The sequence below is a fragment of the Brucella pituitosa genome (assembly GCF_965577835.1).
In the GTDB taxonomy this organism is placed as follows: domain Bacteria; phylum Pseudomonadota; class Alphaproteobacteria; order Rhizobiales; family Rhizobiaceae; genus Brucella; species Brucella pituitosa.
Map to the genome: position 1 here is coordinate 1,279,648 of NZ_OZ264092.1, position 20,419 is coordinate 1,300,066.

Consider the following 20,419-nt stretch of genomic DNA (forward strand, 5'->3'; position numbering starts at 1 on the left):
ATCCTTTCAGCGCACTGCGAAAGCAACAACCCAGACAAGGATCGTCGCAGGCAGCGAGAAGGCCAGCGTCAGCCAGGCAATCTTGCTGGCCGTGTGCTTTTCAAGTCCGGCGCCCATATCCCAGATGAAATGGCGTATGCCGCCAGCCAGATGGTGCAGCAACGCCCATGTGTAGCCGAACAGCACAATATAGCCGATCCACGAACTATAGACCCAGCTTACGGTTTTGAAGGCATCTTCGCCGATTGCAGCAGCGATCAGCCATGCAGCGAGGAGAAGGGTTCCGAAATAAAGCGCGCCACCCGTGATACGATGGATGATGGACATCGTCATCGTGATCTTCGGTCGATAGATCGACAAATGCGGCGACAAAGGACGCTGACGCGTAACGGTCGGTTGTGTCATGGCTCTCGTGGGCTTCCCTGACGTTTCTACCCGCTTCATCTTACCAGTCTTTTATTGGCAGAATGAAACGAATGGCGGTTCATTCAGAACCGAGTTCGATGTCGCTCACAACGCAGGAAACAGAATTTTTCGATCCTGCGCCGGCACGACCCAGAAAATGTGGCTGGATCGTGTCGCACGACCCTATCTGGCGCTTTCTACTGCGCTTTTACCCTCTCGTCAAAGAAGCTTTTTCACGAAAAGACTAACAATTGGTCGCACCTTAGCGACACAATCGCGTGATTGCGGCATTCAAACGATTGAAGTCAGGGATTCCCAAAAACATGTGTAATTTCATCCACTTTTGCGGATGAGGCCTAGTTGCCGAAGCGAATCACATAGCTCGACCAGTCGGCAGCAGTCGCGATCTGTTCATAGAGCTTGCGGCCATCTTCCGGCACGCGCGGCGCATTGAGCACCAGCTTCGACCAGCTGCGTTCTTCTGCCTTGTCGGCCAGCAAGTCGATGAGTGCCTTGGCGATGCCTTTACCGCGATGATCGTGATGCACGTAGATATGATCCACCTGCCCTGCACGAAGACCGGATACCGGCTCAGGGAGATCATAGAAGATCACAAAGCCAACGAGGTCGCCGTCAACGCGAGCGCCCAGAATCTCAGTGGCGCGGTCCTGCAGCAAATGCTCAGCGTAAAACTCATCCGGACGACGCGGCGCACCGCGCTTCAGTGCCTGCGCATAGCTCGCAAGCAGCGGCGCGAACTCATGGGCATCGCGCAGATGAAGAAGCGCTATATCGACGGCATGATCTACGGTCATGAGCAATCTTTCCCTCAAAATATATTTCCTGAAATCGGAAACACCTCAATTGTAGACAAGAGCTCGGTGTAGACAAGACCCCGACCAAAGGTAAAGCCCAGTGCACGCGACATCAGCTCAGCCTGCGGCCATTGTTTAAGCCTCGAAACTCGACCACATTGTCATCAAGCATCATCGGCAGCGCTGTGCGGACACAATTACGACCATTCTTCTTGGCTTCGTAAAGCGCGCCGTCGGCACGTTTGTAAACATCGGAAAAGAAGTCATCAAACTCCATTTCTGTGACACCAAAACTCACCGCGAAGCCCACATCGCCTGAAACGCCGGGAAGTGTGATATCAGCACAGGCCAGGCGCGCCCTTTCTGCAAACCGCCATGCCGACTGGATCGTATGGCCGGGAAGCAGAACGGCAAATTCCTCACCGCCCATACGCGCAGCGATGCCGCCCTTGGAGGCCGCCGAACGGCGCAATTCATCGGCAAAAGCCGCAATCACCCGATCACCAAGAGCATGCCCATGGGTGTCATTGATCGACTTGAAGTAATCGATATCGCAGACGATGAGCGATAGCGCCTGCCGCATACGCTTTGATTTATCAATCAAAGCTTCTGCCCTGAACTCAAACCCGCGCCTGTTGAGAAGGCTCGAAAGCTGATCGGTTTCCGAGCGCAGCGTCACATCAGAAATCAATTCGCCCATAAGGCTCAGCAAAAGCAGCAATCCCCCCGCAACCGAAAGCCCGGCACCAATTGATTGCACCAACAAGGCGTAGTCGGTTCGAACATAGTCGTCCGGATCAACACCAACGCCACCCACCAGCGAGGCCAGGACTGGTTTGAGCAGAAAATGAATGGCGCCCATTGTGAACAGACCCGCCATCAGCCCGTCAAGCGCACCCCATGACCGCCCAAACGGGCGGCTTTGCGCACGCGTGTTTGAACGCCCGCGCATTACAACCCAGACAGCAACCATCAATGTCAGGAAATAAGGTACCTGATACAGAATTTGGCCAATCATCTCACTGCGCGCAATGTCATAAATGCCGTAGACCATTGCCAGTGATCCGATCAGAAGCACCCCAAGCGGCCACCATGGAACAGGCGACGAATACATACGCGCAAGCCCGATTACCAGAGACGCCAGCGTCATGAAATAAGCGGCAAATGCCAGCATATAGCCAAGTTTCTGGCTTGGGATCGATGGCATCAGCAGTTCTATGAGGAAGTAGAGCATCGCAAAAACGAAGCCGATAGCAAAAACTGGTGCAGCAGCATTGTCGCGTGCAAAGGCCGCGATACCGAGAAAGGTAAAAACAAACAGACCTGAAACGGTCATGTTGATCAGGAGTATGAACTCTGCTCCGTCCATCCGCGCTTTCCGGCATACGCCTACGAACCATTCCTATAGGCCCGTATCCCCCGATCCGATTACCTGACAATACCCCTCATTTCAGCCACGCTGAAGAAGCATTTGCCAACCAGAACGCATTATACATTCAACGCATAAAAATGCAGCTAATTTAGTAAGTAAAAGTCTGATTTCAGACGCCACTCCAAGCACGAAAAAGCCGCCGGATTACTCCGACGGCTATTTTCAAACTTACTTAAACTCTCTCAAAAGAAAGATTAGTTCCAGTCGCGGATGTCCACGAAATGACCGGCGATAGCAGCGGCCGCAGCCATGGCAGGTGACACCAGATGCGTGCGTCCCTTGAAGCCCTGACGGCCTTCAAAGTTACGGTTCGAGGTCGATGCGCAACGTTCACCCGGCTTAAGCCGGTCATCATTCATGGCAAGGCACATCGAGCAGCCGGGCTCACGCCAGTCGAAACCAGCTTCGATGAAGACTTTATCCAGACCTTCAGCTTCTGCCTGTTCCTTCACAAGACCCGAACCCGGAACGATCATTGCACTGACACCAGCGGCAACTTTCTTGCCCTTCGCCATACGCGCAGCATCGCGCAAATCTTCGATACGGCCATTGGTGCAGGAACCGATAAAGACGCGGTCAATCGTGATATCCGTCATCTTTGTACCGGGCTTCAAGCCCATATAATCGAGCGCACGCCACTTCGATGCACGCTTGGTTTCGTCCTTGATCTCATCAGGATTAGGCACGATGTCGGTAACAAACACCACGTCTTCCGGTGATGAGCCCCAGGAAACAACAGGCGAAATCTTGGCCGCATCCAGTTCGACGATCTTGTCGAAATGTGCACCTTCGTCCGAATGCAGTGTCTTCCAGTAGCCAATTGCCTGCTCAAGGGTTTCACCCTTTGGTGCGCGTGGCTTGCCTGTGATGTAAGCGAAGGTCGTCTCATCAGGCGCGATCAGACCGGCGCGTGCGCCGCCTTCAATCGACATGTTGCAGACCGTCATGCGGCCTTCCATCGACAGCGAGCGAATGGCGCTGCCAGCATATTCGATCACATAGCCTGTGCCGCCAGCCGTGCCAATCTCGCCAATGATTGCAAGCGTGATGTCCTTGGCGGTGACGCCTGGAGCCAGTTCGCCATCAACACGCACAAGCATGTTCTTGGCTTTCTTCTGGATCAGCGTCTGGGTTGCCAGAACGTGTTCAACTTCCGATGTGCCAATGCCATGCGCCAGCGAACCGAAGGCACCGTGGGTCGATGTGTGGCTGTCGCCACAAACAATCGTCATCCCCGGCAGCGTAAAGCCCTGTTCCGGTCCAACGATGTGCACCACGCCCTGACGACGATCGCGCTCGGAATAATATTCAACGCCGAAATCAGCGGCATTCCTGGCCAGAGCTTCAACCTGAATGCGGCTTTCCTCGTTCTTGATACCGTTGATACGGTCCGGTGAGGTCGGCACATTGTGGTCAACAACTGCCAGTGTTCTCTCAGGATGGCGCACCTTGCGGCCCGTCATGCGCAGACCTTCAAAAGCCTGCGGGCTCGTCACTTCGTGCACAAGATGGCGATCAATATAAAGGAGGCAGGTACCATCGTCCTGCTGATCCACTACATGGTCGTCCCAGATCTTGTCATAAAGTGTACGCGGCGCGCTCATTGCGAGAGTTCCTTTGAATAGTTCTTAATTTGAGCTGTCATATGCACCCGCCTTGGCGTTTCGTCAAGAAACACAAACCGCAACAGGGTGTCGCAGTAACAATCTTGCGTAATTAAGGCAGATTTATGCAATATGTTACGCAGCCTTTTGGCTTTTGCAAATAAAAAAGGCGGTCCGAAGACCGCCTTTTTCAGATTCTTGCTAAAACTGGCTTATTCAGCAGCAGTCTTTGCAGCTTCTGCCTTAGCAGCAGCGGCCTTGTCGGCTTCGCGCTCTGCCTTGGTGCGGTTGTCTTTCTTCTCAGCAATACGTGCAGCCTTACCGGTAAGGCCACGAAGGTAGTAAAGCTTCGCGCGACGGACTTTACCGCTGCGAACCAGTTCAACGCCTTCTACGATTGGCGAATAAACAGGGAATACGCGCTCTACGCCTTCGCCATAAGAAATCTTGCGAACGGTGAAGTTTTCGTTGATGCCAGCGCCGGAACGGGCAATGCAAACGCCTTCATAGGCCTGCACGCGGGTACGTGTACCTTCAGTAACACGAACCTGAACGCGAACTGTGTCGCCTGGCTTGAAATCTGGAAGTGTGCGCTTTTCAGCGATCTTTGCTGCCTGTTCGGCTTCGAGCTGACGAATGATATCGGTCATCGTCTGATTCCTTCTGAATTCTTCTCAAACAGCCAGAGCGCTCTGCACTTACCGCCAAGCAACCTTGGCCTTGCGGTTATGCCCGAAAATCAGGCAGGAGCGGTGCACCATTTATTGGTTTACGGACGTCTCGGGCTTTGCCCGAACCGGATATTACGATGTTGGGTTTCCCCGAACTGGCGCGGCAATACACCATTGCCGCAAATGAATCAATATCGGGGAACGAAATAACGATCAGCTGCCAATGCGCCCGAGATGGGTATCTTTGAAGCCGGTCCCGTATTTGAGGCCGAACCCAAGCGCACGATCCACGCCGATATGCACCGCCCATATAAGTGCAATCGCAAAGCAGAGCGGCCAGCTCATCGCCCAACCCAGCACAGACAGCAACACAACGCCGATCCAGCTATGCGCGATATTATAGACGACCGCACCCGTACGCGGTCCTTTCATATAGGCAAAGAAAGACAGATCAGGTGCGAGAATCAGGGCTGCAAAAAGCCACCAGCTCACGCCGCTTATCCAGTAAGCACCAAGCGCCAACAATGCTAAGGAAAGACTTTCGAGCCGCTGGATCAGGTTCATTTGCGTTTTGCCTCTCGATAGGCTTCCCAAAGATCAGGACGCCGTTCCTTTGTGATACGCTCGGCCTCTGCATGCCGCCATTTATCAATCGCGCCATGATTACCGGATGTCAGGATTTCAGGAATGGAACGCCCTTCCCAAACCTGCGGACGCGTATAATGCGGATGTTCCAGAAGCCCGGTCTCGAAGCTTTCTGTTTCACCCGATTCCCGATTGCCCATGACCCCTGGAAGCAGCCTTACGATAGCATCGAGCAACACGATTGCCGCCGTCTCGCCACCCGACAGGATATAATCACCAATCGAGATCTCTTCGAGTTGACGCCCCTCGATCACACGTTCGTCCACGCCCTCAAAGCGACCGCAAAGAATGATGGCACCCGGACCTTCCGCCAGTTCGCGCACGCGCTTTTGCGTCAGTGGCGCACCGCGCGGGCTCATCAGCAACATGGGACGATCATCACCAACCGAATCGAGCGCCCGCGCCACCACATCCGGCTTCATCACCATGCCTGCGCCACCACCCGAAGGCGTGTCATCAACCATGCGGTGCTTGCCCTCCGCAAAATCACGGATCTGCACCGTATCAAGCGACCATGTGCCTTCGGCAAGCGCCTTGCCAGCCAGAGAAACACCCAAAGGTCCGGGGAACATTTCAGGATAAAGGGTCAGCACGGAAGCATGAAAAGTCTGCTCGGCATTATCCGTATCAGGCAGGTCGATCATGACTTCTTCGGCCGCTTCTTTTCGTTTGGGGACTCTTCGTCGTCGCGAAGCGGATTGTCATCTTCGTCTGCGATCAATCCCGCCGCATACGGATCGACACGTATGGTGCCTTTCTCAAAATCGATCTCCGGCACCGCTGCTTCGGTAAAAGGGATCAGCATTGGGCGCTTGCCCTTGAGGCTGAGTTCAATCAGATCACCACCGCCAAAGTCAAAAAGGGCGCTGACAACACCATAAGATTTGCCATCTGCATCAAGTGCTTCAAGACCAATCAGATCGGTCTGAAAAAACTCGTCCTCATCAAGCTCGTCATCGGGCAATTGCGAACGGTCGATAAAAAGCTCCGTTCCGTTCAGCGCTTCGGCTGCATTGCGATCATTGACACCTTTGAAGCGCACGACGACAACCGTCTTGGCCGAACGTGCCTCCAACACCTCATAGGCCTTGCCTTGTCCGTCATAAAGCAGGCCATAATCGGCAATGGCCAGAGGATCGTCGGTAAATGTCTTGACCCGGACTTCGCCGCGTATGCCATGGGCGGCTCCGATAACGGCAAGCTGGATCGGGTTCTCTGGGCGCGACATGAAAATTTCCATAATTTAAGGGCTGTTTTTATATCGCTTACTCAATTTCCCGCAGAAACGCCAAGAAAAACGAAAAGTGGGGCATTTACCGCCCGGCAACCTATCGCTGGCAGACTATAATCAACACAATGCGAGAGCGAATCCCGAAGATGGCGACACAGAGCGAAATCCTGATCCCTGCCCGTGCCGATCTTGCGGCCGCGCGCGAGGAATGGCTGAAAACGCTGAAAGATATGCGTCGTCTTTCTGAAAACACGCTTGAAGCCTATGAGCGCGACACGCGCCAGTTTCTGCATTTCCTCACCCATCATCTGGGCGAGCCACCCTCGATCAAGGATGTCGGCAATCTGCGTGTCGCCGATCTGCGTTCATTTCTTGCCAATCGACGCAATGAGGGTGTTGGTGCCCGCACGCTCGGCCGTGGTCTTGCCGGTGTACGCTCGCTGCTGCGGCATCTGGAAAAGCGTGGTCTGGTTAATGCAGCCGGTGCGAGCGCCATACGGGCGCCCCGCCAACCAAAGTCTCTGCCAAAACCACTAACCGCCGAAGATGCGCGTCGGGTTGTTGCAGCCGATGGACAGATGGCTGAGGAACCGTGGATTGCTGCGCGCAATGCTGCTGTCCTGACACTTCTCTACGGATGCGGCCTGCGCATTTCGGAGGCGCTTGGCCTTGCCGGTGATGCGCTCAATGACGCGTCCGCCCTCTCGATTTCGATCACCGGTAAGGGCGGCAAGGCGCGCATGGTGCCACTGCTTCCGGCAGTGCACCGTGCTGTCGCACAATATCGTTCGCTTTGTCCGTTTGACCTTTCCGCCGACAAGCCGCTGTTCCGCGGCGCGAAAGGTGGCATTCTTCACTCAGCAATCATCCAGCGAGAAATGCAGAAGCTCCGCGCGGGTCTTGGTCTGCCAGATACTGCAACTCCACATGCGCTGCGCCACTCCTTTGCGACACATCTTTTGGGTCGCGGCGGCGATCTCAGGACCATTCAGGAATTGCTCGGTCATGCGAGCCTGTCGACAACGCAGGTCTATACCGGCGTCGATACGGCGCGACTTCTCGATGTTTATGATAAGGCGCATCCGCGCGCCTGAAAATTGCCATTCCATATCGCGCCCGACCACCTATATTCTCTTTATGAAAAAGCTGTTTCTCCTGTTTGCCTGCGCGCTTTTTGCAAGCTCAATCCACGTTCGTGCCGAGGAAACTTCCGCGACCTGTACCACACGCGGCGTCAATCTGCTCGACGGATTGGACAAGAAAGATCCCAAACTCTGGGAGCAGCTGCGGGAAGACACAGAGAATATTCCCAACCACAAAGGCATTATCTGGAAGATAGAGAAGGATGGACTGCCCCCCTCCTATCTCTTCGGCACCATTCATCTCAGCGACCCGCGTGTAATGAAATTGCCCGACGCTGCCGCAAAGGCCTATGCGTCTGCTGAAACCATCCTGATTGAAGCCACCGACGTTCTCGATCAGAAAGCGCTTCTGCGCCTCAAGCTCGAACAGCCGGAGCTGATGCTTTTTACCGACGGCTCGACGCTGCAATCGCATATGCCACCCGACCGTCTTGCCGAAATTACCCGGAAGCTCGAGGAGCGCGGCATTGTTCTTGGCGCTGTCGCCAAAATGAAGCCCTGGATCGTCAGCAGCCTGCTGGCACTTCCCAAATGCGAACGGGAGCGAAAGCTGCGCGGCGAAGCTTTTCTCGATGGTCAGCTCGCGGGCGATGCCGAGGAAGAAGGACGCCCCGTTGAAGGGCTGGAGACAGCAGCCGAACAGCTCGGCGCCATGAACAAGCTTCCGCTTGATTTTCATATGCGCAATCTGATTGCCACGGCCGACTTTGGTGACGCAATCGAAGACACCACAGAGACAATGATCGCTCTTTATCTTCAAGGCGAAACCGGAATGATCATGCCAGCTCTGCGCAAAATCGTGCCCGGTGACCTGACCGATGAGGATTACGACCTTTTCCAGAAAGTCATGCTCACCGACCGCAACCACATCATGGCGGAACGCGCAGCGCCACTTTTGGAAAAAGGCGGCGTCTTTGTCGCTGTCGGTGCCCTTCATCTGCCCGGCAAAGAAGGGCTTGTCGAATTGTTGCGCGATAAGGGTTATCGCGTCACGGCGATGTAACACGGAACAATCGCTGCTTGCTCGCGTTAAACTTTCCAATGGTTGCAACCAACTGGAGGAGAGCTAATGGTTGACCCACTCGATCCACGCAACGACCCGTTGAATAACCCGCGTCATGCCGATCCGATGGCAGACCCGGTTGGTAGACCGCCACAACCGAAAGGTAGCAGCGGCCTTATGCTCGCTATCATCCTGATCGCCGCAATTCTGATCCTTGGTTATTTCTTTTACCTCAGTGGCAGCAGCACTGACACGACGGCACCGCCGCCGCCCACGACACAGGGCGAAACAACAATGCCTCCGGCAGCACCGCCTGCTACGCCTCCGGCACAGAACTAACCATACGAAAAGGCCCGCTTTCGCGGGCCTTTCTGCTTACCGAACTAAACCAGTGATTACATGTGAATCGGCTTGGCGAAGGTTGCCAAGGCAGATTCACGAACAGCTTCCGACATGGTTGGGTGTGCGTGACAGGTGCGTGCCAGATCTTCGGACGAGCCGCCGAATTCCATCAGAACAGCCAGTTCGTGGATCATTTCACCAGCGTTATAGCCAAGGATATGTGCGCCCAAAACGCGATCCGTCGCCTTATCGGCAAGAATCTTCACAAAGCCATCGGTGTGCAGCATGGCGCGTGCGCGACCGTTTGCCGTGAACGGGAACTTGCCAATCTTGTATTCGATGCCAGCGGCTTTCAGCTCTTCTTCTGTCTTGCCGACAGAAGCCACTTCCGGCTGCGTGTAAACAACGCTCGGAATGACGTCGAAGTTTACGTGTCCTGCCTGGCCCGCGATGATTTCGGCAACTGCGATACCTTCGTCTTCAGCCTTGTGTGCAAGCATAGGGCCCTGAACCACGTCGCCGATAGCATAGATACCTTCGACATTGGTGCGCCAGTGACCGTCGATTGCAACGCGACCGCGATCATCGAGATTGACCCCAGCTTCCGCAAGGCCCAGACCATCGGTGTAAGGACGACGACCCGTGGAAATCAGAACCGCATCGGCATCAATGGTTTCAGCATCGCCACCCTTGACTGGCTCAAAAGTCACTTTCGCGCCCTTACCAGCCTTTTCAACGCCGGTCACTTTTGCACCGAGTTTGAAGACAATGCCCTGCTTTTCAAGAAGACGCTGGAACTGCTTGGAGACTTCGCCGTCCATCGCGCCAAGTACCTTGTCGAGATATTCGACAACGGTGACTTTCGCGCCGAGACGTGCCCAGACGGAACCAAGTTCCAGACCGATCACACCACCGCCGACAACAACCAGATGACCCGGAACCTTGCCGAGAGCGATTGCACCGGTCGAGGACAGGATGACCTTCTCGTCAATATCGACCTTGACGCCCGGAATGCCTGCAACGTCCGAACCGGTTGCAATGATGATGTTCTTGGCTTCGATTTCCTGAACGCTGCCATCTTCAGCAGTCACCGAAACCTTGCCCTTGGCGACGATCTTGCCCGTGCCGATGTAAGGCGTGATCTTGTTCTTCTTGAACAGGAACTCAACGCCGGACGTATTCGACTTCACGGTCGCGTCCTTGTGGGCCATCATCTTTTCAAGATTAAGCTTCGGCTTGCTGATTTCGACGCCGAGCGTATCGAAAGAATGACCGGCTTCAGCAAACACTTCGGATGCGTGCAGCAGCGCCTTTGAAGGAATGCAGCCAACATTGAGACAAGTGCCGCCAAAGGTCTTGCGCTTTTCCACGACAGCCACAGAAAGGCCGAGCTGTGCGGCCTTGATTGCGGCAACATAACCGCCAGGGCCGGTACCGATGACAACCACATCGTAAGACATTGAACTTTCCTTCTTCAGTCTGATCTTGGACGGGCCGTTTCACGACCCTTAAACATTGATACGACCGGAAATCCGATCATTCTTCTTCAGGCGTGCACGACTTGAAACGGAAGCTTTCAAATTCAAGCGGCTTTTCAGGCTTCGCGGCACCAAAATCATATCCGTCCAGCGCCGTTGCCAGATCGGGAAACAGAATGGCCTGTGCTGCAGGTTCATCGGCCTTTGGCAGCACATCCGCCTCTGCACCTTCCTTCAGCGCGTAGACAACACTCTGCCAGATGCTGCAATCATCGAGGTCCTCCGGATCGGTGCCGCCATTCTTGCAGTTATAGGTAATGAGCGCATAGGGGCGTGCAACCCCCTCTTCGGGCCAAATGACGAGGCCAGAGAGTTTGAACTCTGGCTTATCATCGGCAGTGATGGTGAATTCGTTGGTTGGTGCCGGGCTCATCTTCAGCGCGTTGGACTGCGCGGCATGGAAGGTCAGTGTGTAGGCATCACCCTGATCACGATAGACGGCACGGTTCTGCGTGCAAGCGGCCTGAACGGCGCTCGAGAAAACCGTCACGGCCAGTGCTGATGCAGCCACCACCTTGAAGAGCTTTTTCATGTCATGCATCTGTCGGTTCTCCTCAACTATCCGGCAGTTTTAATGCGCCTTTTCAGCAGCAAGTTTCAGGCCAAGTGCGATGAAAACCACGCCACTTGTTCTGTCGATCCATTTTGAAGCACGCGAGAAAACTGCGCGCATCTTTGGAGTCGTCATGAAAAGGCTGACACCGATAAACCATGAAATCAATGCTGTGGCCATCACAACACCGTAGCCGAGCTTCACTTCGGTCGGTGTATGAAGGCTGACAACAGTCGAGAAGATCGACAGGAAGAAGAACACAGCCTTCGGATTAAGCGCATTGGCGGCAAAGCCCAGGCTGAAAGCCTTGAGCGCACTTTGCCTGGCGCGCGGTTCCTGCACGCTCATGTCGATATCGATCTTCGTCGTGCCAGCACGCAGCGCCTTGATGCCGATATAGATCAGATAGGCTACGCCGCACCATTTCACGATATTGAAAAGATAGATCGACTGAGAAATGATCAGTCCCAGACCAAGCACCGTATAGGTGACATGCATCATGAAGGCTGCACCAATGCCGAAGCTGGTGATGATCGCCTCGCGACGCCCCTGCATCAGCGACTGACGGATGACCATGGCGAGATCAGCACCCGGGGAGACGATGGCAAAGACGAAAATAGCCATCAGAGATGCAAGTTCAAACAGATAGGGATGCATCACTTATCCTTCGCCCCGCATCGACAAGATGCAGGCAACCGTCAAAAAACCAGATTGAAAAACATCAGCGCCAGCCCGGCCAGCGAACCGAGCCAGACCAGCGAGCGGATATAAGGAATACCCGCGAGATAAAGCGGAATATAGAGGAGGCGACAGGCAAACCAGATCCACGCGCCGCAAAGCCCCCATCCTTGAGCATCGCCCTTGAACACAAGTGCCAAAGCGAGCGCAATGAAAGCGGGATAGGTTTCACGGAAATTGTTGGAGGCGCGTTCCGCGCGACCGGCAAGATGACCGGTGGGTTTCAACCCTTGATCGCGCGGACCCGCATTCCATTTGGAGCCGAGTTCCTTCGTCGCCGTAAAACCCTGCAGGAGAATATGAACCACCAGCAGAACAACACTCCAGCCAATCAGCGGGAGAAAAGGCGACGCGGAAAACAAACCCGGCTCCATTATTTTTTACCTTTTTAGAGATCGAGAACGAGACGTTCTGGATCTTCCAGGCTTTCCTTGACGCGGACGAGGAAGGTCACGGCTTCCTTGCCGTCAACGATGCGGTGATCGTAGCTGAGAGCAAGATACATCATCGGACGGATGACGATCTGGCCGCCGACGACAACCGGACGATCCTGGATCTTGTGCATGCCGAGAATGCCCGACTGCGGCGCATTGAGGATCGGCGAGGACATCAGCGAGCCGTAAACACCACCATTGGTGATGGTGAAGGTGCCGCCCTGCATGTCACCAACCGAAAGCGAACCGTCGCGTGCAGCTTTCGCAAGACGTCCCAGTTCCTTTTCAACACCAGCAATCGAAAGCTGATCGGCATCGCGGATGACAGGAACGACGAGGCCTTTGTCGGTGCCGACAGCCATGCCGACATGTGCAAAGTTCTTGTAGATGATGTCGTTGCCGTCGATCTCGGCGTTAACAGCCGGGATTTCCTTCAGCGCATGGGTCACGGCCTTCGTGAAGAAGCCCATGAAGCCAAGCTTCACGCCATGCTTCTTCTCAAAGATGTCCTTGTAACGGGCGCGAAGCTCCATCACAGCCGACATGTCGACTTCGTTGTAAGTCGTGAGCATTGCGGCGGTGTTCTGAGCGTCTTTCAGACGACGTGCAATCGTCTGACGCAGGCGGGTCATCTTCACGCGTTCTTCGCGCGATGCGTCGCCAGCCGACGATGCCGGACGGGCAGCAGCAGGTGCCGCGGCGGCAGCTGGAGCAGCCGAAACGCCCTTAGCAATAGCGTCGAGAACGTCGCCCTTGAGGACCTGACCGCGCTTGCCCGAACCTTCAACCTGATCAGCCGAAAGGCCATTTTCAGAAAGGATCTTGGAGGCAGCCGGTGCGGGCTGCATTGCAGGACCGGATGATGCAGAAGCGACAGGCGCCGATGCAGCAGGAGCAGCCGCTGCTGCTGGCTTGGCTTCTTCCTTCTTCGGAGCAGGTGCCGAACCCGCGCCCGAAATCTGGCCGAGCAGTGCGTTCACTTCAACCGTGTCGCCTTCCTGCGCCACGATTTCAGCGAGAACGCCAGCTGCTGCTGCCGGAACTTCAATTGTCACCTTGTCGGTTTCCAGTTCCACCAGCGGTTCGTCAGCAGCGATAGCGTCGCCAACCTTCTTGAACCACTTTCCGATGGTTGCCTCAGTAACGGACTCCCCAAGAGTGGGAACGCGAATTTCGGTGGCCATGGTTTCTTCTTCCGTGATCTTCGATCTTTAGATTTATGTTCAATTCAGGATGAAGCGGTTTTCACAAACCGCTTCCTACTGACAAATTAATTAGTTTCCGAGCGCATCCTCAAGGAAAGCCTCAAGCTGCGCAAGGTGCTTCGACATCAGACCCGTTGCAGGCGAAGCCGCTGCCGGACGACCGGTGTAGCGAACGCGCTGATGCTTGGCGTCGATATGTGCAAGAACCCATTCCAGATACGGATCGATGAACGACCATGCACCCATGTTCTTCGGCTCTTCCTGACACCAGACGATTTCTGCCTGACGGAAGCGCGACAGCTCATTGATGAGCGCCTTGGCCGGGAATGGATAGAGCTGTTCGACACGCAGCAGGTAGACATCGTCGATGCCACGCTTTTCGCGCTCTTCATAAAGATCGTAATAGACCTTGCCCGAGCACAGAACCACGCGACGGATCTTGCCGTCCTTCTGAAGCTTGATGCCATCGCCCTTGTTGTACTGCGCATCATCCCAAAGCAGACGGTGGAACGAAGAATCGCCCGACAGTTCGTTGAGGCTCGACACAGCACGCTTGTGGCGCAACAGCGACTTCGGCGTCATCATGATGAGCGGCTTGCGGAAGTCACGCTTCATCTGACGGCGCAGAATGTGGAAGTAGTTAGCCGGCGTCGTAACGTTGGCCACCTGCATGTTATCTTCCGCACACATCTGCAACCAGCGTTCGAGACGTGCCGATGAATGCTCAGGACCCTGACCTTCATAGCCATGCGGCAGAAGGCAGACGAGACCAGACATTCTGAGCCACTTGCGTTCACCCGACGAAATGAACTGATCGAACACGACCTGCGCGCCGTTGGCGAAATCGCCGAACTGGGCTTCCCAGAGAACCAGTGCACGCGGATCGGACAGCGAATAGCCGTATTCGTAGCCGAGCACCGCTTCTTCCGAAAGCATCGAGTTGATGGCTTCGTAGATCGCCTGACCCTTCTGAATGTTGTTCAGAGGAATATAGCGGTTCTGGGTTTCCTGATCATAGAGAACCGTGTGGCGCTGCGAGAAGGTGCCGCGTTCCACGTCCTGACCGGACAGGCGGATCGGGCTTCCTTCGGAAACCAGAGAACCGAATGCCAGCGATTCAGCCGTTGCCCAATCGATGCCTTCGCCGGTATCGATCATCTTGGCGCGGTTATCGAGGAAGCGCTGGATCGTGCGATGGACGTTGAAGTCCTTCGGCACTTCAACGAGCTTTTTGCCGATTTCCTTGAGCGTCTTGATCGGAACGCCGGTCTTGCCGCGGCGCTGTTCGTCGGCATTATCAGCCGTACGCAGACCACTCCACGCACCGTCAAACCAGTCAGCCTTGTTCGGCTTATAGCTCTGGCCTGCTTCGAATTCCTGCTCAAGCTTTTCGCGCCAGTCAGCCTTCATCTTGTCGATATCAGGCTGTGCAAGCAGACCTTCAGCCATCAGCTTGTCGCTGTAAAGCTGCACAGTGGTCTTGTGCGCGCGGATTTCCTTATACATCAACGGCTGGGTGAATGAAGGCTCGTCACCTTCATTATGGCCAAAGCGACGGTAGCAGAACATGTCGATGACTACCGGCTTGTGGAAGATCATGCGGAATTCCATCGCAACCTTGGCTGCGAACACAACCGCTTCCGGATCGTCACCATTGACGTGGAAGATCGGCGCCTCAATCATCTTCGCCACATCCGACGGATAAGGCGACGAACGCGAGAAGGCCGGATTGGTGGTGAAGCCGATCTGGTTGTTGATGATGAAGTGCAGCGTACCGCCAACGCGGTGGCCCTTCAGGCCGGAAAGCCCAAGACACTCTGCAACAACACCCTGACCTGCGAAAGCAGCATCGCCGTGCAGCAGCAGCGGCAGAACCTTGGCGCGTTCCGTCAGTGGCACCATATCGTCGCGGGTGCGGCCAACAAGCAGATCCTGCTTGGCGCGTGCCTTGCCCATGACGACCGGGTTGACGATTTCAAGATGCGACGGGTTGGCGGTCAGCGAAAGGTGAACCTTGTTGCCGTCGAACTCACGGTCCGACGAAGCACCAAGGTGATACTTCACGTCGCCCGAACCTTCGACGTCGTCCGGTGCGTAAGAACCGCCCTTGAACTCGTGGAAGATTGCGCGATGCGGCTTGCCCATAACCTGAGAAAGCACGTTCAGACGACCGCGGTGCGCCATGCCGAGCACGACTTCCTTGAGGCCCATCTGACCGCCACGCTTGACAATCTGTTCCAGCGCCGGGATCAGCGATTCACCGCCATCAAGACCGAAACGCTTGGTGCCCTTGTACTTCACGTCGATGAACTGTTCGAAACCTTCAGCTTCGATCAGCTTCGACAGAATGGCCTTCTTGCCTTCAGCAGTGAAAGCATAGCCTTTGTCCGGACCTTCGATACGTTCCTGAATCCAGGCCTTTTCGACCGGATCGGAAATGTGCATGAATTCAACGCCGATATTGCCGCAATAAGTGCGCTTGAGGATTTCAAGCATCTGCGGAACAGTTGCGTATTCAAGACCGAGAACATTGTCGATGAAGATCTTGCGGTCATAATCGGCAGGCGTGAAGCCATAGGTTGCCGGATCAAGTTCGCTGAAATCATTTGGCTTTTCAGCAAGACCGAGCGGATCGAGATTGGCATGCAGATGGCCACGCATACGATAAGCGCGGATCATCATGATGGCGCGAACGCTGTCGCGTGCAGCCTGTGCAATCTCTTCCGAAGTCAGTGCGGCAGCAGAAGCGGACTTGGCATCGCCTTTAGCGGCCTTGCCCTTCAGCTTGTCGGTCACATGCTTTTCAACATCGGCCCAGTTGCCATCGAGCGCAGATACCAGCTCGCCATTAGCCTGAATTGGCCAGTTCTTGCGGGTCCAGCTCGCGCCCTGTGCGTTCTTGCGCACATCGTCGGCGTCGTCTTTCAGTTGCGCGAAGAAATCGCGCCACTCTGCATCGACCGAGTTGGGATCATCCTCATACTTGGCGTAAAGTTCCTCGATATAATCGGCATTGCCGCCATAGAGGAACGAGGTAAGGGCGAAAACGTCGTTGGCTTGTTCTTGCCTTGCCATAACCTAATCCGGAGCCTCCGCTCCGTCTCCTTGTAGTAGCTCATCATGCGCGGGCCGGAAGCTCTCTCAACTTCATCCCTCACGCCGCCGGGGAGGAACCACAACAGACCCCGGCAAACTCGATCACAAACTCAATTCCTGCGGAAGAATGATGGCTAAAGCCTGACATTCTCTTAAACCGGCCGTATCCGGTCTTCTTGCGCGCATCTTATCCGAAAACCGTTTCACACTTTTCGGGATGCGCTTTCCCCGGCAGCAGCTTTCGCCACTGCCGGGGCATTTCAATCAGCAATGCGATCTCAGCCCTTGAGGACTTCAACCAGCGTCTTGCCAAGCTGTGCTGGCGAAGGAGACACGCGAATGCCAGCCGATTCCATGGCTGCAATCTTGTCTTCTGCGCCGCCCTTGCCACCGGAGATCACGGCGCCAGCATGGCCCATGGTGCGTCCGGCAGGAGCCGTACGGCCAGCGATGAAGCCAACCATTGGCTTCTTGCGACCGCGCTTTGCTTCGTCCTTCAGGAACTGCGCTGCTTCTTCTTCAGCGGAGCCACCGATTTCACCGATCATGACGATCGACTTGGTTTCATCGTCGGCGAGGAACATTTCCAGCACGTCGATGAACTCGGTACCCTTGACCGGATCGCCGCCGATACCGACAGCAGTGGTCTGGCCGAGGCCTTCGTTCGAGGTTTGGAACACTGCCTCATAGGTAAGTGTGCCGGAGCGGGATACAACACCCACGGAACCCTTCTTGAAGATATTGCCCGGCATGATGCCGATCTTGCATTCTTCAGGGGTCAGGATACCCGGGCAGTTTGGTCCGAGCAGGCGCGACTTCGAGCGTTCCAGACGCTCCTTGACGCGAACCATGTCCATGACCGGAATGCCTTCGGTGATGCAGACGATGAAGCCGACTTCAGCTTCAATCGCTTCGATGATTGCGTCCGCTGCACCTGCCGGCGGAACGTAGATCACCGATGCGTCTGCACCTGTGCGTTCCTTGGCTTCTGCAACAGTTGCGAAGATCGGAAGCTTTTCGCCCCTCGAGCCTTCCCAGGTTTCGCCACCCTTTTTCGGGTGGATACCGCCGACCATCTGCGTGCCGTAATAAGCAAGCGCCTGTTCGGTGTGGAAAGTACCGGTCTTGCCGGTCAGGCCCTGTACGAGAACCTTGGTGTCCTTGTTAACGAGAATGGACATGCCTTAATTCCCCTTCACTGCAGCGACGATTTTCTGCGCCGCATCGTCGAGATCGTCGGCCGAAATGACGTTGAGGCCGCTCTCGTTGATGATCTTCTTGCCAAGCTCAACATTGGTGCCTTCAAGACGGACAACCAATGGAACCTTGAGACCGACTTCCTTGACCGCAGCGATAACGCCTTCAGCGATCACGTCGCACTTCATGATGCCACCGAAGATGTTGACCAGAATGCCCTGGACAGCCGGATCAGCGGTGATGATCTTGAATGCAGACGTTACCTTCTCCTTGGTAGCGCCGCCGCCAACGTCGAGGAAGTTAGCTGGCTCTGCACCGTAAAGCTTGATGATGTCCATGGTCGCCATGGCAAGGCCTGCGCCGTTGACCATGCAGCCGATGTTGCCATCAAGAGCGACGTAAGCGAGATCGTGCTTGGAAGCTTCGATTTCCTTTTCGTCTTCTTCCGACAGATCGCGCAGTTCGGCAATGTCAGGATGACGGAACAGTGCGTTGCCGTCGAACGATACCTTGGCATCGAGAACGCGAACGCGACCGTTGGTCATGACGATCAGCGGGTTGATTTCCAGAAGGCTCATGTCCTTCTCTGTGAAGGCCTTGTAGAGGATCGGGAACAGCTTGAGGCCGTCTTCACGGGCTTCACCTTCAAGCTTCAGCGCATCGGCAAGCTTGTTGGCGTCTTCATCGGTCACGCCCTTGGCAGGATCGATTGCGACCGTGATGATCTTCTCAGGGGTTTCTTCAGCGACAGCTTCGATGTCCATGCCGCCTTCAGTCGAAACGACGAAAGCAGGACGGCCAACGGTACGGTCGATCAGGATCGAGAGATAAAGCTCGCGCTCAATGTCTGCACCATCTTCGATGTAAAGACGGTTTACCTGCTTGCCAGCTTCGCCGGTCTGCTTGGTTACCAGCGTGTTGCCGAGCATTTCCTTGGCATGGGAAACAACTTCTTCGATCGACTTTGCCAGGCGTACGCCGCCCTTGGCATCAGGACCGAGTTCCTTGAACTTGCCCTTGCCACGTCCACCAGCATGGATCTGGCTCTTGACGACATAAAGCGGGCCTGGAAGCGTCTTTGCCCATTCTTCCGCCTGTTCGACGGAATAGACAGCCACACCATTGGCGATCGGGGCGCCGAAGGTGTGAAGCAGGCGTTTGGCCTGGTATTCGTGAATATTCATCTGGTTGTCCTCTACGGATTCCCGGCCCTTTCAACTGAGCCGGTACGGCCCGAATCTTCGACCGATAATTGACAGCCGGAAAAGGCCGGGCCGCTCTCAAGAGCGATCCGGCCTTATCTGGAACTTATTTCAGTGACGGAGCGATGCCGATGCAGGCTTCGCAAAGACCGGCAACAGATGCGACCGACTTTTCGAACTCGGCCTTTTCGTCCTTATCGAGATCGATCTCGATAATACGTTCAACGCCATTGGCACCGATCACGGTTGGAACGCCGACATACATGTCCTTGACGCCATACTGACCGGAAAGCTGTGCTGCGACAGGCAGAACGCGCTTCTTGTCCTTGAGGTAGGATTCAGCCATCTGAATGGCGGAAGCTGCCGGTGCGTAGAAAGCAGAACCGGTCTTGAGCAGGCCGACGATTTCTGCGCCGCCATCACGGGTGCGCTGAATGATCTTGTCGAGCTTTTCCTGGCTGGTCCAGCCCATCTTGACGAGGTCTGGCAGCGGGATACCGGCAACGGTCGAGTAACGAGCCAGCGGAACCATGCTGTCGCCGTGGCCGCCAAGCACGAATGCAGTGACGTCTTCGACCGACACATTGAATTCTTCTGCAAGGAAGTAGCGGAAACGGGCGCTGTCGAGAACGCCAGCCATGCCGACAACCTTGTGTGCTGGCAGACCGGAGAACTTCTGCAGAGCCCAAACCATCGCATCGAGCGGGTTGGTGATGCAGATGACGAAAGCTTCAGGAGCGTATTTCTTGATGCCTGCGCCGACCTGTTCCATGACCTTCAGGTTGATACCAAGAAGATCGTCGCGGCTCATGCCCGGCTTACGCGGCACACCAGCGGTTACGATGACAACGTCTGCGCCTTCGATTGCGGCATAGTCGTTTGCACCGGTGAACTTCGCATCAAAACCGTCAACCGGTGAAGATTCTGCGATATCCAGTCCCTTACCCTGCGGAGTGCCTTCCGCAATGTCGAAAAGGACGACGTCGCCGAGTTCCTTCAGACCAGCAAGATGAGCGAGCGTGCCGCCGATCATGCCGGAGCCGATGAGGGCAATCTTGTTGCGTGCCATGATTGTTTCTTTCCTCAAGTTTGATCCAGAAACGCATGAAGCTATCCGGTTTCCTCCCGGAAAACGCGTCTGCGCTGCGAGGGTTCGATAGGACTCT

The 20,419-nt window shown here is 55.3% G+C and carries 21 protein-coding genes; 4 read left to right on the plus strand and 17 right to left on the minus strand.

Translation table 11 applies throughout. The features are described from left to right. Positions 1-6: 6 nt before the first annotated feature. Positions 7-405 carry a succinate dehydrogenase, cytochrome b556 subunit gene (gene sdhC / locus ACSME1_RS06175; RefSeq protein WP_024898537.1) on the minus strand — a complete coding sequence of 133 codons (399 nt, stop codon included), beginning with the start codon at positions 403-405 and terminating at the stop codon, positions 7-9. Here sdhC and ACSME1_RS06180 point away from each other — a divergent pair. After that, the gene (locus tag ACSME1_RS06180; RefSeq protein WP_244430463.1) at positions 404-736 is read left to right on the plus strand and encodes a hypothetical protein; all 333 of its coding nucleotides are present in this window, start codon (positions 404-406) and stop codon (positions 734-736) included. The genes sdhC and ACSME1_RS06180 overlap by 2 nt on opposite strands. 25 nt (positions 737-761) lie before the next feature. Here the strand turns inward: ACSME1_RS06180 and ACSME1_RS06185 are convergent, their stop codons facing one another. The 7 genes from ACSME1_RS06185 to rimM all read right to left on the minus strand — a co-directional run bounded on the left by ACSME1_RS06185 (position 762) and on the right by rimM (position 6,800). Further along, entirely contained in the window at positions 762-1,220 is a 459-nt protein-coding gene (locus ACSME1_RS06185) for a GNAT family N-acetyltransferase (protein WP_024898536.1), read from the minus strand. 112 nt (positions 1,221-1,332) lie between these two features. Next, the gene (locus ACSME1_RS06190; protein ID WP_024898535.1) at positions 1,333-2,589 is read right to left on the minus strand and encodes a GGDEF domain-containing protein; all 1,257 of its coding nucleotides are present in this window, start codon (positions 2,587-2,589) and stop codon (positions 1,333-1,335) included. Positions 2,590-2,846: 257 nt separating this feature from the next. Beyond that, positions 2,847-4,256, minus strand: coding sequence for a 3-isopropylmalate dehydratase large subunit (gene leuC, locus ACSME1_RS06195; protein WP_024898534.1), 1,410 nt, complete (start codon positions 4,254-4,256; stop codon positions 2,847-2,849). A gap of 212 nt (positions 4,257-4,468) precedes the next feature. Continuing rightward, a complete protein-coding gene (gene rplS / locus ACSME1_RS06200) occupies positions 4,469-4,906 on the minus strand; it encodes a 50S ribosomal protein L19 (RefSeq protein WP_024898533.1) in 438 nt (145 codons plus the stop codon). 234 nt (positions 4,907-5,140) lie between these two features. Then, the gene (locus ACSME1_RS06205) at positions 5,141-5,491 is read right to left on the minus strand and encodes a DUF4260 domain-containing protein (RefSeq protein ID WP_024898532.1); all 351 of its coding nucleotides are present in this window, start codon (positions 5,489-5,491) and stop codon (positions 5,141-5,143) included. Continuing rightward, positions 5,488-6,216 (minus strand): tRNA (guanosine(37)-N1)-methyltransferase TrmD, encoded by a 729-nt coding sequence (gene trmD / locus ACSME1_RS06210; protein WP_105705625.1) that lies wholly within the window; start codon positions 6,214-6,216, stop codon positions 5,488-5,490. The genes ACSME1_RS06205 and trmD overlap by 4 nt, the downstream gene beginning before the upstream one ends. After that, complete coding sequence (rimM, locus tag ACSME1_RS06215) at positions 6,213-6,800, minus strand: ribosome maturation factor RimM (protein ID WP_105705668.1); 588 nt, start codon at positions 6,798-6,800, stop codon at positions 6,213-6,215. The genes trmD and rimM overlap by 4 nt, the downstream gene beginning before the upstream one ends. A gap of 149 nt (positions 6,801-6,949) precedes the next feature. Here rimM and ACSME1_RS06220 point away from each other — a divergent pair, with 149 nt between their 5' ends. The 3 genes from ACSME1_RS06220 to ACSME1_RS06230 all read left to right on the plus strand — a co-directional run bounded on the left by ACSME1_RS06220 (position 6,950) and on the right by ACSME1_RS06230 (position 9,287). Then, positions 6,950-7,897: a tyrosine recombinase XerC gene (locus ACSME1_RS06220; RefSeq protein WP_024898529.1), complete on the plus strand. Its 948-nt coding sequence runs from the start codon at positions 6,950-6,952 to the stop codon at positions 7,895-7,897. Between the two features lie 43 nt (positions 7,898-7,940). After that, positions 7,941-8,948 carry a TraB/GumN family protein gene (locus ACSME1_RS06225; RefSeq protein WP_105705666.1) on the plus strand — a complete coding sequence of 336 codons (1,008 nt, stop codon included), beginning with the start codon at positions 7,941-7,943 and terminating at the stop codon, positions 8,946-8,948. Between the two features lie 66 nt (positions 8,949-9,014). Beyond that, on the plus strand, positions 9,015-9,287 hold the full coding sequence (locus ACSME1_RS06230; protein ID WP_024898527.1) for a hypothetical protein: 273 nt from the start codon (positions 9,015-9,017) through the stop codon (positions 9,285-9,287). A 56-nt stretch (positions 9,288-9,343) separates the two neighbouring features. Here ACSME1_RS06230 and lpdA read toward each other — a convergent pair whose 3' ends face one another. The 9 genes from lpdA to mdh all read right to left on the minus strand — a co-directional run bounded on the left by lpdA (position 9,344) and on the right by mdh (position 20,322). Next, the gene (gene lpdA, locus ACSME1_RS06235) at positions 9,344-10,750 is read right to left on the minus strand and encodes a dihydrolipoyl dehydrogenase (RefSeq protein ID WP_100558461.1); all 1,407 of its coding nucleotides are present in this window, start codon (positions 10,748-10,750) and stop codon (positions 9,344-9,346) included. A gap of 76 nt (positions 10,751-10,826) precedes the next feature. Beyond that, entirely contained in the window at positions 10,827-11,369 is a 543-nt protein-coding gene (locus tag ACSME1_RS06240) for a hypothetical protein (protein ID WP_024898525.1), read from the minus strand. 30 nt (positions 11,370-11,399) lie between these two features. After that, a complete protein-coding gene (locus ACSME1_RS06245) occupies positions 11,400-12,038 on the minus strand; it encodes a LysE family translocator (RefSeq protein WP_024898524.1) in 639 nt (212 codons plus the stop codon). A 41-nt stretch (positions 12,039-12,079) separates the two neighbouring features. Further along, positions 12,080-12,493, minus strand: a complete 414-nt coding sequence (locus ACSME1_RS06250) for an MAPEG family protein (protein ID WP_024898523.1) — start codon at positions 12,491-12,493, stop codon at positions 12,080-12,082. A gap of 14 nt (positions 12,494-12,507) precedes the next feature. Continuing rightward, entirely contained in the window at positions 12,508-13,737 is a 1,230-nt protein-coding gene (gene odhB / locus ACSME1_RS06255) for a 2-oxoglutarate dehydrogenase complex dihydrolipoyllysine-residue succinyltransferase (protein WP_024898522.1), read from the minus strand. A 90-nt stretch (positions 13,738-13,827) separates the two neighbouring features. Next, positions 13,828-16,833 carry a 2-oxoglutarate dehydrogenase E1 component gene (locus ACSME1_RS06260; protein WP_024898521.1) on the minus strand — a complete coding sequence of 1,002 codons (3,006 nt, stop codon included), beginning with the start codon at positions 16,831-16,833 and terminating at the stop codon, positions 13,828-13,830. 299 nt (positions 16,834-17,132) lie between these two features. Then, a complete protein-coding gene (gene sucD, locus ACSME1_RS06265) occupies positions 17,133-18,035 on the minus strand; it encodes a succinate--CoA ligase subunit alpha (protein WP_100558457.1) in 903 nt (300 codons plus the stop codon). Positions 18,036-18,038: 3 nt separating this feature from the next. Further along, complete coding sequence (sucC, locus tag ACSME1_RS06270) at positions 18,039-19,235, minus strand: ADP-forming succinate--CoA ligase subunit beta (protein WP_105705623.1); 1,197 nt, start codon at positions 19,233-19,235, stop codon at positions 18,039-18,041. Between the two features lie 124 nt (positions 19,236-19,359). Then, a complete protein-coding gene (gene mdh / locus ACSME1_RS06275) occupies positions 19,360-20,322 on the minus strand; it encodes a malate dehydrogenase (protein ID WP_105534738.1) in 963 nt (320 codons plus the stop codon). Between the last annotated feature and the right edge of the window lie 97 nt (positions 20,323-20,419).